Source organism: Marivivens aquimaris (assembly GCF_015220045.1).
Taxonomy (GTDB): Bacteria; Pseudomonadota; Alphaproteobacteria; order Rhodobacterales; family Rhodobacteraceae; genus Marivivens; species Marivivens aquimaris.
The window spans coordinates 45681-59137 of record NZ_JADBGB010000004.1; the positions used below are offsets into that span (position 1 = coordinate 45681).

The 13457-nt window shown below is 57.7% G+C and carries 14 protein-coding genes; 3 read left to right on the forward strand and 11 right to left on the reverse strand.

Annotated elements, in window-relative coordinates; translation table 11 throughout:
- The first annotated feature begins 159 nt into the window (after positions 1–159).
- Entirely contained in the window at positions 160–1764 is a 1605-nt protein-coding gene (locus IF204_RS18180) for a phospholipase D-like domain-containing protein (RefSeq protein ID WP_194098526.1), read from the forward strand.
- A 517-nt stretch (positions 1765–2281) separates the two neighbouring features.
- Here the strand turns inward: IF204_RS18180 and IF204_RS18185 are convergent.
- Positions 2282–3441 (reverse strand): IS3 family transposase gene (locus IF204_RS18185; protein WP_194093722.1). Its coding sequence is split into 2 segments (ribosomal slippage): positions 2282–3189 and positions 3189–3441, totalling 1161 coding nucleotides; the frame shifts between segments, so codons are not numbered across the junction.
- A 289-nt stretch (positions 3442–3730) separates the two neighbouring features.
- Between IF204_RS18185 and IF204_RS18190 the strand changes: the two genes are divergently transcribed.
- Positions 3731–4831: a pentapeptide repeat-containing protein gene (locus IF204_RS18190; protein WP_194098527.1), complete on the forward strand. Its 1101-nt coding sequence runs from the start codon at positions 3731–3733 to the stop codon at positions 4829–4831.
- Between the two features lie 148 nt (positions 4832–4979).
- Here the strand turns inward: IF204_RS18190 and IF204_RS18195 are convergent, their stop codons facing one another.
- Genes IF204_RS18195 through IF204_RS18205 form a run of 3 tightly spaced genes read right to left on the reverse strand, consistent with a single transcriptional unit; the run spans position 4980 to position 6948 of the window.
- Positions 4980–5390, reverse strand: coding sequence for a DUF1330 domain-containing protein (locus IF204_RS18195; protein ID WP_194098528.1), 411 nt, complete (start codon positions 5388–5390; stop codon positions 4980–4982).
- Between the two features lie 35 nt (positions 5391–5425).
- The gene (locus tag IF204_RS18200; RefSeq protein ID WP_194098596.1) at positions 5426–6196 is read right to left on the reverse strand and encodes an SDR family oxidoreductase; all 771 of its coding nucleotides are present in this window, start codon (positions 6194–6196) and stop codon (positions 5426–5428) included.
- Between the two features lie 26 nt (positions 6197–6222).
- Positions 6223–6948, reverse strand: a complete 726-nt coding sequence (locus IF204_RS18205) for an SDR family NAD(P)-dependent oxidoreductase (protein ID WP_194098529.1) — start codon at positions 6946–6948, stop codon at positions 6223–6225.
- Between the two features lie 100 nt (positions 6949–7048).
- Here IF204_RS18205 and IF204_RS18210 point away from each other — a divergent pair, with 100 nt between their 5' ends.
- Positions 7049–7942, forward strand: coding sequence for a LysR family transcriptional regulator (locus IF204_RS18210; RefSeq protein ID WP_194098530.1), 894 nt, complete (start codon positions 7049–7051; stop codon positions 7940–7942).
- Positions 7943–8063: 121 nt separating this feature from the next.
- Here IF204_RS18210 and IF204_RS18215 read toward each other — a convergent pair whose 3' ends face one another.
- Genes IF204_RS18215 through IF204_RS18245 form a run of 7 tightly spaced genes read right to left on the reverse strand, consistent with a single transcriptional unit; the run spans position 8064 to position 13457 of the window.
- Positions 8064–9143, reverse strand: a complete 1080-nt coding sequence (locus tag IF204_RS18215) for a type IV secretion system protein (RefSeq protein ID WP_194098531.1) — start codon at positions 9141–9143, stop codon at positions 8064–8066.
- A 6-nt stretch (positions 9144–9149) separates the two neighbouring features.
- Positions 9150–9554, reverse strand: a complete 405-nt coding sequence (locus tag IF204_RS18220; RefSeq protein ID WP_194098532.1) for a hypothetical protein — start codon at positions 9552–9554, stop codon at positions 9150–9152.
- A complete protein-coding gene (locus tag IF204_RS18225; protein ID WP_194098533.1) occupies positions 9551–9739 on the reverse strand; it encodes a hypothetical protein in 189 nt (62 codons plus the stop codon). Before IF204_RS18225 ends, IF204_RS18220 begins: the two co-directional genes overlap by 4 nt.
- A complete protein-coding gene (locus tag IF204_RS18230; RefSeq protein WP_194098534.1) occupies positions 9736–10722 on the reverse strand; it encodes an ATPase, T2SS/T4P/T4SS family in 987 nt (328 codons plus the stop codon). The genes IF204_RS18225 and IF204_RS18230 overlap by 4 nt, the downstream gene beginning before the upstream one ends.
- Before the next feature lie 4 nt (positions 10723–10726).
- Positions 10727–12106, reverse strand: a complete 1380-nt coding sequence (locus IF204_RS18235; protein ID WP_103911542.1) for a TrbI/VirB10 family protein — start codon at positions 12104–12106, stop codon at positions 10727–10729.
- The gene (locus IF204_RS18240) at positions 12103–12798 is read right to left on the reverse strand and encodes a TrbG/VirB9 family P-type conjugative transfer protein (protein WP_407658948.1); all 696 of its coding nucleotides are present in this window, start codon (positions 12796–12798) and stop codon (positions 12103–12105) included. The genes IF204_RS18235 and IF204_RS18240 overlap by 4 nt, the downstream gene beginning before the upstream one ends.
- A 5-nt stretch (positions 12799–12803) precedes the next feature.
- The gene (locus IF204_RS18245) at positions 12804–13457 is read right to left on the reverse strand and encodes a virB8 family protein (protein ID WP_103911544.1); all 654 of its coding nucleotides are present in this window, start codon (positions 13455–13457) and stop codon (positions 12804–12806) included.

Here is a 13457-nt window from a genome sequence, read left to right on the forward strand (position 1 = left end):
CAGACTGTTTTCTTACCTGCAGTTAGGTGGCGTTTCAGGGCGTTTGTGGCTCGGCAACAACGCTGGACGGTTGTGCACGAAGCGGTCCTCCTGAAACTCATACGTGTACCGTCTTCAATGCACGAACTGAGTAGTCAGTTGTCGGTCAATGGACACGTATTGACCGCAACCATGTCGCGCTTGATGCGCGCTGGCCTTGTGGAACTCTTGATCGAGAATGAAGTCGGTCGTTTTCGCGCGACTGGACTCGGGGCAGACATTATCGCCTCAGGGACAGAACCAAGGGTCGAAGAGGAAATTCGCCCCAGACCCATCAACACAGTATTTTTGCCGTTAATCGATAGTATAGTTCGTACAAGCGACGTTCGCTTTGTGCCGTTGAAGGACAGCCGACTAGAAGGTGGGTTGCTTGTTCCCCCGACAAGTAGATTGGACACTAGAGGCCACTACGACACGATTTTTGATCGGTTGACTGAAACTGTGAGGCTAAGACCAAACGAAGCTGTTCGGTCGGTAGATACAAATTCGATAGACGTTAGGGAGGGCTTTGTTGAGGTTCGCCATGAAACGCTACCAAACCTTCCGGAAAAAGATGCAAAGGCAATAGCCAAGATCGTCAACGCCCGTCGCAAGGGCAATGACGTAAAATCTCTGCCACGCGACAAGCCCGACAGTATGGATTTTCCTGAACTGACGGTGTCATGGAATGTGGATGACTTGGTCGTCGGCGGCAGCAGCCAACAGGCACTCTTTGAAAAGGTTGTTAATGCTGCGACCGAAAGAATAGTAGTTCTTTCAACTTTCATCGACACCGGCAACGTTGACAAACTTTGGCCTACACTTGAACGTGCCGCCGAGCGCGGTGTCAGCGTCGACTTGGTCTATGGGGCGGCCGGCGATGACGCTGCCAAGCACGGCGCCAGAGCACAAGAGCTCTCGATGCGGGCTGCCTCATCCCGTTACTCGAAACTCATAAAAATCCATAAGGATTCCATCACTTCCCACACAAAATTTTTGATCGCTGACGATGGCATGGGTAGCTACGTTGCTATCCTTGGATCCTGCAATTGGCTCTCAACCCCCTTCAACGCAGTTGAATTTTCATACATCATTAGGCATCCGGCTTTCGTTGCCCAAGTCGCTGCGGTGTTTCGGCGAACTTCGCAAGGGGCGAAACTCTCTAACGATCTTGTGTCATTTTTTGGATCGTTGAACCGCTGGGGTGACGCCACGGTATCTACCTCTCTTTCTACTGAAAACGTGGGTGTAAAGCTTAAACTCGTACTTGCGAATGAACATGCAGCAATAATTCGAAGAGCTGCCACAGAGGCAAAGAAACGTCTGATTATTGGCTCACACAGATTTGGTTCTACCGCCGAGCAAGCGATGCTAGTGGCGGCCGCCAATGCAGCCAAAAACGTTGAAGACATGCGCGTGATCTACAGCATGATCCGAAAACCGCAGTTTCGAAGCGACGTAACCGCACTTCGAAAACAGTACGAGCCAAAGGGTGTGAAATTTGTGCATTTGGATCCGCAAAAGAAGCGTACGCCCATCCACGGTAAGTACCTGATTTGGGATAAAGACAATGCAGTTGTCACGAGCCTCAATTGGGCTTCTGCCACGGTGAGTGATGAGGATCAAACATCTGAGCTCGGGATTCATTTCAAGGGTCCCGGAGTAGGCGAAGCAATCCTTCGAAAGTTGGAGAAAGAAGTTCCTCAAATTGATGGCGACTTTCAAACAAGTGCCAAGAGAAATTGATCATAGTCGCATACACTGCGAGTTTTGCGCCTGTTGCGAACGTCCGCTATGCGGGCTGCGGTCGCAGCATCCCGACTAGGTTTCCAAGGTCGAGAATGGGCCGACTGCTGAGGTCCACTGTAAGCATTTAGGGAGCAAACATTTAAGGAGCGTGGATTACGAGCCTTTGATGTTACTTGGTATAGTCAGGCAAGTCATCTAGTGTCGTCGGAAGTTTTGAAAGTTCCCATATCGAGCGTCCAATTGAAGTTTCTGCGATCCTCCCTAGTAGTTCTCATCGTTTTTTGTCTTGGCTTGTGGGTTGGACCGGTGGTCAGCACCATTGGTTGGAAACATGCGCTACGAGCGCTGATTGATACGGTTTATCAGGCTGGTGGCTTGATCCTAATATTGCTGGCTCTAATCGCCTTGGTATACGCTTTTCGCGCACGTTTGAGCGAACAAATCTTTGGCGTCGTGACCTGCCCCTTTTCTCAGGGCCACTTGTGAGAAGAGCCTGTTCCCCTTTTGTGTGCCATCATTCGGCTGCGTGAGCAATGGGCGCAGGCGCGGAGCCATCAGGTAGCTCAAGCGTCGGTGCCCATTGCGTTTTGTCGAAGGGCCGCGCTGCGGCGAACTCCTCCGGCGTCTGATACTTCAAGCTGCTGTGCGGGCGTTCCGTATTGTAATCGGCCCTCCATTCTTCGATAATCTCTCGGGCTTCACCGATGCTCGTGAACCAGTGCTGGTTCAGGCATTCCTCGCGGAACCGCCCGTTGAAGCTCTCGATGTAAGCATTCTGCGTAGGTTTCCCCGGGTCGATGAAATACAGCTGCACGCCGTGATCATCGGCCCATCTGTCCATGGCCCGACCACGAAGTTCCGGGCCGTTATCAACGACCAGGATATCGGGGTATCCTCGCTCCCGGGCAACCCGCTCCAGCATTTCCACAACCCGCTCACCAGGCAGAGAAAAGTCCACCTCGATCACCGGGCATTCGCGGGTGCAATCGTCCTTGAGATTGGCGGTGCGGAACTTCCGGCCATTGGCCAACGCATCGCTGGTGAAGTCGAGCGACCAACGCTGGTTGGCAGCGATCGGGCACCAACTGCCCTCACGCGCCTCGCGCGGGATCTTCTTGCGCTTCGTCCGGCGCAGCCATAGGCGCTCCTCCCGATAGAGGCGCTCGACGACCTTCACGTTCACCTTGAAGTCCTCGCGGACAAGCTTGGCATGCAGCATGCGATAACCATACCTCCTGTGTTTGCCTGAAAGAGTGATCAGGCGTTCTCGAAGTCGCACATGGCGGTCTGGCCGTGCCCGATAGGCCAGGCTCGACCGCGAAATCCCGACCAGCCTGCACGCCCGCCGCTCCGTGAACTGATGATCCGCCATCAGCGTCTTCACGGCATCCCGGCGGTGTGCAGGCGTCAGGAGTTTTTTGCCAGCAGCCCTTTCAGACCCGAATTGTCGAGCATGGCATCCGCCAGAAGCCGCTTGAGTTCAGCGTTCTCGGCTTCCAGATCTTTCAGGCGGCGCAGTTCGGAAACCTGCATGCCCCCATACCGGCTCTTCCACTTGTAGAGCGTCGCATCCGACATGCCATGCTTGCGACACAGCTCCGCGACCTTCGCCCCGGCCGTATATTCCTGCAAAATCCGGACAATCTGTTCTTCCGTGAAACGTGATTTACGCATTCTTTGTTCTCCTCGTTGCTTCGAACGTTACGAGAACAAACTCTCCTTTTGAATGGCCCAGTTTCTTGGGGGCAGGTCAGTCGCTCGAACGCGACTGGAGACAGTGCTAAGCCGCATCTTCGATATAGGCGACCTGTCAGCTCGTGCCTTCCAGAGCCAATCCACTCGACAAAAGAATATCTACGGAGCTCGGGTACGCAAGCATGTTCGGAGTACACTCGAAGAGTTTGCTTCCGCGTTCATCTTTACGATGGGCCTTCGATCCCTAGTGGGACTAGTAATCGGTTTAATGGCCACATTTGCAGCCACGGTCGGAACTTACTTACTCTTAGAACAGAATAAGCTTTTCGCCGAGCAGATTCAAACCATCCAAGATCAGGCGCTTGAGACTCTTTATTTGGAGACCTTTGACACTTTAGAACAAGATGGTGCTTCGACTCCTCGAGCTGAGGCCCGTGCAAGTTTGTTCTTTTCACGTTTACCAACTCCGCAACGGCAGGCGGTAGGACCGGAAGTGTCCGGACTCGTTGATTTTGGTAGATGCAACCAAGTCAAACTACAATCGGTGCCCGATCGCGTGCGAGGTCTGCTGGTTTTGGATTTGTCGCCAAGCGTTGTGCCGACCCGGATGATTGATTTGGCAGACTATCGTAGTAGCCAGGGTGACTTAGCAGGAGCTTTTCTTTCGTCACGTGTTTCTCGCGCACTTCTGGACGACGAGGTGATCTCGCGCGTAGGCGGTACATCGGCTTCTGATAGCATACTAACGAATGACTTGGCTAAGCGAGTTTCAATTTCATCTAGCAGCTTTGCAAACGTCACATGGCCAAGAATGATTGCTGAAGAAAGCCAGATTCAAGACAGTTGTTTCGACGGCTCAATTTTGTCAGATGCTAGTTTTGAGTTAGCATCTCTCCGCAATGTTTCTTTCGAAAGTGCTGATTTGGATCGCGCCAACTTCGACCAGGGTAAACATGTTAATGTTGACTTTTCAGACGCTCGGATGCGGGGCAGCAACCTTGATCAGACAGTACTCCGCAATGTGCAGTTCAAGGGCACAAATCTGGCCTTTGCTCGCTTTGGTTCAGTTGACGAGAACTTGATTTTCGAAAACGTCTCTTTTGAAGGTGCAAATCTTTCGGGAGCCGTGATTACCGAAGTGCGAGAATGGCAGGTCATCGGGCTTGAAACCGCATGCACGCATCCCAGATGGCCAGTCTGTATAGAAGGACAGGGTGTAATGGACTTGTCCTCTGGCGACCAACGCTGCAACGCGAACGAAACCCCAGAAATTCTGTCTGAGATTTTGGACTCTTTCTTTGCCAGCCATGCCGATTTGAGTGATCACCTAGAACGCTACAATTCTTGCATACGCTCCGAGAGCTTCTGAGCGGCGATGAGCGCTCTCAGCCAAAGTCCGCTTTGGTGAAGCTGCGTTGCGGCATCGACATTTTACATGAAAGGCAGCTATGGGCCGAAAAATGCACAATGTGTTTGACCGCCATGCCAAAAGTTCGACATGGCGGTTTTCTCTTTGATCAATCGGACTGAGGGTTGAACCCCGGTGCCAGGACAAGCGTGGAGACGTCCCCATCTGTTGTCGCGATCCGTGCAGGGCGTAGAGCAGAGTAGTTGTCCGTGCTGAAGTACATCTCGGCCGCGTCCATGCTGGGAAAGCGAACAACGATCGTCAGGTTCGCGCCGTTGTCGCCCTCGAGCTTTGTGACTGCAGGCGCGACAACCAACACTTCCGCGCCGACATCGGCCAGCAAGGGGCCAAGGTGGTTGGCATAGTCGCTGGTGTAAGTCTCGAAGTCTTCGACGTAGAGGTTGGCCAGCAAGTAGGCCGGTGTCGAGACGTTGCTTTCGTCGGCTGCGGCGAACGAGGCGGAGAAACCGAAGATGGCGCCCGCCAGAATTGCTGCGGGTCTTTTGATCATCATTTTCATTTCTGTCTCCCTCAGAGATTTGCTTTGGCCCAAGGTCAATCGGCCAAGGCGAGGCCTACAGCGGCTCGCCCTTCATTTGTCTTGATAGAGAAGTCGGTCCCAAGATGTGGGTCGGCGTCGGGTCCACATAGCCAGAGCAAGGCTTTGGCCACCCATTCCGGTGGGATATGCACATTAGGATCAAGCTGGCTTACCGGGTTGATGCCAGAGGTGCGTATCGATACCTGCATGTCAGTTGCGACCGTGCCGGGGCTCAGCCCGATGACCCGGACACCTTGAGGGCCATACTCCTTGTGCGCGACACGCGTGAGCGACAGGACAGCCGCCTTGGTGGCGCAATAGTGGCTCCACCCTTCAAGGGCGCTTGTCGCCGCCCCGGAACTGATGTTGAGGATCGTGCCGCCACCGGACTCGACCATCCAAGGGATGGCGTAGCGCAGGCCGTGATAGACGCCCTTGAGGTTCACATCCACGATTTGCCCCCACGCCTGCGGGTCGCTGTCTGCAAGTCTCGCAATCGGGTCAATCGTGCCCGCGTTGTTGACAAGCACGTCGATCGCGCCGGTTCTTGCACGCACTTCGGTCATCAGCCGCTCGACATCTGCCGCTTGGCTGACATCACAACGTATCGCCAGCGCTATGCCGCCCTTCGCCGCGATGTCTTCTGCGATATCGCGGATGCGCGCCTCGTTCCGCGCGGACAGAACGACCTTCGCACCCGCTTTCGCAAAATACCGCGCCGCAGCCTCGCCAATGCCTCGGCTCGCACCGGTGACTACGACTGTGTTGTTCCTGATCCGGGTCATAGTCCCGTCTTCTGTTCCGACGGTCATCACATCATCTCTCCAAAGGCGGCCTCGACAGATTTCTGATCGGTGCGCCAAGCATCGAAGACATCCGCTGCGGATGCCGGGTAGACGTCCTCATGGCCCGCGACGACGGCGGCCAGAACATCGCGCACGACGGCCTCGGGGCTGTCCTTGGGGGCGTCGACGCCCGCGAGCATGTCGGTGTCGATGCCAGCAGGAAACGCGTTTATGATCTGGATGCCTTTGGGCCGCAGATAGGCACGCAAGGACATGGCCATCGACCATGCCGCTGCCTTCGATGCGTTGTAGCCCGCAAAGCCCGGCGCACTGACGAATGACAGAAGCGTCAGCATGTTGACCACAGCCCCACCGCCATTGGCCTCGATGATCGGCGTGAAGGCTTGTGTCATGCGGCGCAAGCCGTCGTTGTTGACCGCCATATCCGTGGCCAACCCGGCATCGGTCGCCTCAAGAGCACCGCCAAATGTCAGGGAGCCCGCGTTGTTGATGAGCAAATTGACATCGCCTGCCGCTTGTGCAGCAGCCTCAACGGAACCAGAATCCGTGACATCAAGCTGAAGCGGGACAACGCGGCCCGGGTCGAGGGCAACCGTGGCGCCAAGGCTGTCCGGATTGCGCGCACAGGCGTAGACTTTCGCAGCCCCGGTCTTGATCAGTTGAGCCACATATTCCTGTCCGACGCCGCGATTGGCGCCCGTGACAAGAACGATTGAGTCTTGGATTTCCATGAGTGCTCTCCATGAGTTGGTTTGATGGAGAACAATTACTCGTGCGAAAAAAGTTGAAAAAGTCTTCCGTGCGAACAGCAATCGTGCAAAATATGCATTAATGAATATCAACGACCTCAAGATTGTCTCGCTCGTAGCAGAGCAGGGAAGCTTCGCCGCGGCATCCCGTGTTCTGTCCGTCGATCCGTCCTCGGTCTCGCGGACAGTGGCGGCTGTCGAGGCCAGATTGGGTCTGCGGCTGTTTCGGCGCTCCACTCGTTCATTGTCCGCTACCGAAGAGGGCAAAATCTATCTCAGTCGGCTACGACCTTTGTTGGACGAGCTGGATCAGGCCCAAGACGCCGCCCGCGAAGTCTCCCGCCGACCATCGGGCACCTTGCGCCTGACCGCCTCGGTCGCCTTTGCGCACAAATGCATCGTGCCGCACCTTTCAGACTTTCAGGCGCTCTATCCCGATATCGCGCTCGAAATCCTGCCAAGCGACGCTAACCTCGACCTTACGGCAAACGCGATCGATCTTGCGATCCGGCTCGCTCCGTCCCCGTCCGGCGACCTTGTCAGTACAAAGCTGATGGGCACGGTTTATCGGGTCATTGCATCGCCAGAGTATCTTTCCCGCTCCGGGCCCCTGTCGAAACCAGAGGACCTGCAGGCCCATAACTGCCTGCGATTCGCACTGCCAGAATTTCGAACCCGCTGGCGCTTTCGGTCCGGTGGGGACGCGCCGACGGACGTCCCGGTGTCAGGAAACCTGATCATCGCGAATGCCTTGTCGCTTCGACAGGCCGCGCTCAATGGCCTCGGCCCAGCCTTGCTGGCCGATTGGTTGATCAACGATGATATCGCGCGAGGAACGCTTGTGGACCTTTTTCCGGACACCGATTGCACAGCAACGGAATTCGATACAGCGGCCTGGGCCCTGTATCCCTCGCGCAGCTACCTGCCCAGCAAAGTGCGCGTTGCGATCGACTTCTTGCGTGAGAAGTTGAGGTAGAGCAAGGGAGCCGGACATAGAAGGAATCGGCGTCGCGAGCTCGGCCTGTGTGTGACGAACGGCAGCTTTGAAAGGCTGCGCCGCAGCGAATGAAACAAAGGCTAGTTGTCCGCAAAGGTCGTCACCGCCTGCCGAGGCGCCCCAACCTTGAAAGCTGCGCCAGCATTCGGGCGCCGGTTCCGGTCCCGTCGCCGGCGGGGGATGCGGTTGCCCCGCCCGCAGTATTGGGTCGGCTCGGCAAGGCTTGCACGCCGAAGAATTGTCGCGCGCGAAGTGCTGCGTATTCCGCGCCAGTCGCACCTCCGATGGCGTACCGGTTGTAGACTTGTTGGCTGCCAGCGAGCCCTTGGGCAAAGGCATAGCTACCGCCGAAGCCGGCCGAGAGTGCCGGCATCATGATGTTTCCGGAAATCGCTCGAACCAGGAATGGCGTAGCTATGATGAATCCCTTTGCCATCAGCACCATCATGAAGAACGGAATGAGCGCGCCGATGTTGGAGGCGCCTTCCGGGTCGCCCAGTTCAGCAAGAAGCGCACGCGAGACACCCGTGATGGTCGCAAATACGCCGGCAACAACGATGGGGTACATCGCAAAGGAAATCAGCGCCGAAAGCCAGCGCGCGAAATATTCCTTGGTCACGTCGAAGAGGGTCAGGAAAATCATGACCGGCGCGATACCGATCAGCAGAGCGATCATGAGCCTGGACGCAACGACGATAAACGCCGCCAAGCCACCGAGGATCGAGAGCAGCAAAACCCCAAGAGTGTCTAGCAGGGCACCTGCCATCCAGTTCAGTTCAGACCCCGCGGCATTCAAATAGTCCCCGAGTGCCGCGATCAGGTCATCGAACTCCTCTGCGAAGGTGCCAGACGGTCCGGGTGATCCGCCGCCGACCGAGGCCACAAGCGATCCTGCAATGCTGTCGATCCCATTTAGGATCGCCGCAGCAAGGATGTTGAACTGAACCCAGTTGGTTGCAAATGCGCCTATCAGTCCGATCTTCACAGCGAGCCAGAAGGCCGTGCGCCCGTCCATGGCGCGATACTGGTAGATCGTGTTGACGAAAACCAGAATGACAACGAGCGTAGTGCCGAGTACGAGTATCGTTCCGACTGTTGCGGCGACCGCTCCGAATTGCGTCTCGGCAGCGGTATTAAGATAGCCTTCAGCCGTTTCCACGAAGTAGGTGACGACGCTCATGGAACCCTACCAGTTTCCAGCAGCTTCGCAGATTGGCATGGCTTCGCGCCGAAGCTCATTGGCCTGGCGTCGGTACGTGGACGTCGCTTCCACGATGTCCCAGTATTCAGATGCGGCGAAATGCTCGAAGTAGACGCCTTCAGCTGCCTCCCAAGTCGGATACCGCGTTGGACATTCACAGCTTTGGGCTTCAACGATGCGTCGCATGCTCTCAGCCCGATAAATCTGTTGGATCAGGAGCCGTTTGTGGGACTCGCGCACATCTATGTTTTGCATCCACTGCGGCTCTGGAGGCTGGTCGGGACAGACATCTGGCTGGTTATCGAGCGTTGGGATCAGGTTCCGTTCAGCGACGCCGGCGGTTGTGCAGAGAGCGATGAGCAGGCCTGCTGACGCAACGACCCGCATCATTCTGAAGCCACCTTCGTCGCCAAAGATTCACGCTTCAAGAACGTGGTATAGCCGTAGTCACCTGCTTCAGCTGTAATGACTTCCCATCCCTCTGCGCCGCGCTCATTCAAGGCGCTTCGCATCGCGTCGTAGTCCTTTTGCTTCTTCACCTGGAAAAACAAGATGTCATATTCAAAGGTCCTCATTGGGAAGCTCCGATCTCATTGGCGCCGGGGAGGTAGAATTCGGTGATGCCGCGCCTGCCGTCGTGGCGACCGGCCTGGATGATCACATCGATGGAATTCTCGATGTACTGGATCATGTCGGCATAGGTCATGGGGATCTCTGTTTTGAGGGCCGCGATCGCGAGCCGCTGTACGGCCAATTGCGGGGTTTCGGCGTGTAGCGTGGTCATGGACCCCCCATGGCCGGTGTTGATGGCTTCTAGAAAGGTCATTGCCTCCTTGCCCCGCACCTCGCCGAGGATGATCCGGTCGGGGCGCATGCGCAGCGTGGCAGTGAGCAGAACATCGGCTGTCTGGAATTCCGCGTCGCGGTTGGCGATCAGGGTCACGGCATTCGGCTGGGTCGGCAGAAGCTCGGCGGCTTCTTCGATGGTGACGATGCGTTCTTCGGCAGGCACATGAGCGAGGATCTTGCGCGCGGCGACGGTCTTGCCGGTGGAGGTGCCGCCCGAGACGATCATGTTGAGCTTGTTGTCGACGCAGAACGCCAGCGCATCGTCGATGACGCCCGCAGCGACCACCTCCCGCAGTTCCCGGGTTTTCTCGAGGCGGAGTTCTTCGAGTTTGCGCTCCTTGCCATACAGGAAATCGAGCGCGATCCCGCCGAGCGGCAGGCTCGAAAAAAACCGCAGGCTGATCGACATGGCCGAGAGCACGGCAGGCGGGGTGATGACCTGCGCTCGGATCGGTCGGCCCTTGTAGGTGATCGAGACCGAGACGATCGGGCGATCCTTACTCATCGTGGTGTTGGCGGAAGAGGCGATCTGGTTGCCGAGGTCCTTCACTTCGGTTGCGGTCAGCTTCTGGTCCAGCTGCCGCATGAAATGATCGCCCTGGAATTCTCCCCAACAGGTCCCGTCGGGGTTGATGCAGATCTCGATGACATCGTTGCGGGCGGCGGCGTCGATCCGATCAAGCGAGGTCTGGAGATAGCTCAGCGACATGGGCTCAGAAAATCTCCAGATCGCGGTCGACCATCACCGTGACGCGGGCCCCTTGGTCGACATAGATGACGGGGCCGATGGAGAGATAGTCGCCAATCACGCTGTCCGTGGCATCGGCAAGATCATCACCCACGTCTTCGAGCACATCCGCGGCGGTCTCTTCCTGAACATTTGCGGCGGCGGCGCTTGGGGCTGCCGAAATCAGTGAAATCAACGCCGCCGAGCCGAAACGCTCATCGAAGCGGGTATCGACAAAGCCGGTCACGCCCGAGCGGCCCAACTCATCACCGCCGAAGGAGCTGATCTGGATCGTCTGATTGTCAGGCAGGATGATCCGGTCCCAGGCGATGGTGACGCGGCGCTGCGCGATATCAACGCCGGAACGATATCGCCCGATCAGGCGGGATCCGCGCGGGATCAGGAGGCGCGCGCCATCGAAACTGAACACATCTTCGGACACGACGGCCCGGGTCTGGCCGGGCAGGGAACTGTCGAGGGCGGTCTCCATGACGGCCTGGATCATCGTGCCCTGGATGATGGTGTTGGACGGATTGGCGATGACCTCGGCTTGCGACACGGACGTGGGCAGCGCGCCGTTCAGCACGAAATCCGTCACTTCGCCAAAGGTGCGCTCGGTCAGCGCCGTCTCATTCGCACCGGACGTGCCGCCAAAGGCGATGGTGGGCGAGGTGATGCGGCGCTCCTGAAACGCACGTTCTTCAGCCGCGCGGCGTTCAAGTTCCGCGAGCCGTCTTGCTTCCTGCTCGCGACGCAGCCGTTCTTCTTCCCGAGCGCGCAATTCGTCCTCAGTGGGGCCGATGGGTGCCGGAAGCGGGCGATTGGCTTCGAGTTGCGCAAGTTCGAGGTCCATGCGGAGTTGCTCCAGCTCGCGGTCGCGCGCCGTGAGCTCATCGCGAAACTGCTGTTGCGCGGCTTCCGAGGCGGACTGCAGCGCCGCGATCTGGGCGGTTAGTGCATCGATGGCTTCGGCGGCAGCGGTATCTTCTTCGACCACCGGTTCGGGCGCGTTGCGCAACTCCTCGATCTGGGCCTGAAGGGCGGCGAGCTGCGCCAGAAGCTCGGCATTCGGTTCCACCGGTTCCGGCGCGACCAAAACGACTTCGGGCTCCGGTGGGGGAAGGGTTTCGATGGCGCCGAACCCGTCGCCTTCGTTCTGGAACACGTCTGGCGTGGCCGTGGGCAGGGCTTCTTCTTCCTCGGGTTGGGACAGGAGATAGAGCAATGCACCGCCGGCACCGATCACGAGGACGACGACCAAAGCGAGCAGCGGTGAGCGCCGTGGGGCAGGGGGCGAACTTGCGCCTTTGCCTTGTTCTAGAGCAGCGAGACGTTTCTCCAGGTCCGCGTTTCCGGTGTCGCTCATGATCCGACCCCCGCAGGTGGTGTGGCCTCGATACAGACCACCTCTTCCCCGATCCGCAGCACCCATTGCCTGTTCACCCCGGAAACCCGGATCACGCCATCCTCGGTGGCTTGCGTGTTGACCGTCCGTTCGCGGCCATTCGCGTAGCGAAAGATCGCGGGCACCGGCGCGTTCCGCGGGAATTCGAAATACGTGAAGGTCCCGTCATCCCAGACGCGGGTCGGGGTGAACTCGGTGCGCGCGCTGGCACCGTAGTTGTAGTTCGGCGCTTGGGCCGCGATGGCACGCGTGGGACGCGCATTGTCTTCAGGATAGCGGAACTGGACCACGTAGAAGGTCGGGCTGCGGGTCTCCTGGACGTTGAAGTAGTAGCTGCGGCGGTTGGTATAGACGGTCACATTGGTATGAACGCCGCGGGCAACGGGCTTGATCGCGAAGGCCTGCCCGCCCGGCACGCCGTCGATTTCGAAGCCTTCCGTGTCGCCGGCGATGATCGAGCGGATGCTTTCGCCCTCGCCAAACTCGATGGTGGTCACATGGGTCAGCGAGACATTGAGGCGATAGACCTGACCTTCTTGATAGGTGGCCAAGCGCACGCGATTGTCATTAGGCCCGCCACGCGGGATGGCTTCGGCTGCGACCAGACCCGGCAGCAAAACGATAAAGACAACAACTGTAATTCGTACGAGCAACAAGATCAGTTCTCCAATCTGTCGGAGCGGATGGAATATTCGAGGACCGTAAAGCCAAAAGGATTGGTCCAGACCTCATCGATGGAGCGGCGAGTCTCAGGGCGGAACTCGAAGAGAAGCGTGGCGGTGAAGAGCCCGGTCTGGACGCCATTGATGGATGTCAGACGTTTGCGCAGGCGGACCGTGGCGCGGTTCGTTCCGATGCGATTGATGCTGAGGATTTCCACATCGAGACGGGCATTAGGGCCATAGATCGTCGGCGGGTAGTTCTCGTTGGCGCTGTTCCAGATCTGGCGCAGCCCGCTCTCGGCAGCCCCGTCCGAGCGGCGCAAGACGCTGCGGATGCGCAGATCGTTGTCGAGCTGGTTATAGACCTCTCGGTCGGTCACATAGCGGAAGACCTCCGCCTCGATGACCGCCTGGTTGGCTGTGATCGAAGTCGCGCCGACCGAAGCCTCTGGCAGGGCAAAGCCTGTCTCGGGATCATAGGGCACGACCACAGGCGGCGGATCGACATCAAGGATCGCGACAGCCGCGGCGCTCAGACATCCGATGATGCCGAAGATGAGCCCGATGAGCCCAAGGCGCTGCCAGAGCCGTTCGCGGCGCAGCGCCCCATAGACCAGCTCTTCTTCGATGATGTCCTGTTCAGTAGCCAC

Excerpts from the sequence above, each read along its gene's own strand:
- IF204_RS18190 (WP_194098527.1), top strand. The coding sequence starts at position 3,731 with ATGGCCACATTTGCAGCCACGGTCGGAACTTACTTACTCTTAGAACAG.
- IF204_RS18195 (WP_194098528.1), bottom strand. The coding sequence starts at position 5,390 with ATGAAAATGATGATCAAAAGACCCGCAGCAATTCTGGCGGGCGCCATC.
- IF204_RS18200 (WP_194098596.1), bottom strand. The coding sequence starts at position 6,196 with ATGACCCGGATCAGGAACAACACAGTCGTAGTCACCGGTGCGAGCCGA.
- IF204_RS18205 (WP_194098529.1), bottom strand. The coding sequence starts at position 6,948 with ATGGAAATCCAAGACTCAATCGTTCTTGTCACGGGCGCCAATCGCGGC.
- IF204_RS18210 (WP_194098530.1), top strand. The coding sequence starts at position 7,049 with ATGAATATCAACGACCTCAAGATTGTCTCGCTCGTAGCAGAGCAGGGA.
- IF204_RS18215 (WP_194098531.1), bottom strand. The coding sequence starts at position 9,143 with ATGAGCGTCGTCACCTACTTCGTGGAAACGGCTGAAGGCTATCTTAAT.
- IF204_RS18220 (WP_194098532.1), bottom strand. The coding sequence starts at position 9,554 with ATGATGCGGGTCGTTGCGTCAGCAGGCCTGCTCATCGCTCTCTGCACA.
- IF204_RS18225 (WP_194098533.1), bottom strand. The coding sequence starts at position 9,739 with ATGAGGACCTTTGAATATGACATCTTGTTTTTCCAGGTGAAGAAGCAA.
- IF204_RS18230 (WP_194098534.1), bottom strand. The coding sequence starts at position 10,722 with ATGTCGCTGAGCTATCTCCAGACCTCGCTTGATCGGATCGACGCCGCC.
- IF204_RS18235 (WP_103911542.1), bottom strand. The coding sequence starts at position 12,106 with ATGAGCGACACCGGAAACGCGGACCTGGAGAAACGTCTCGCTGCTCTA.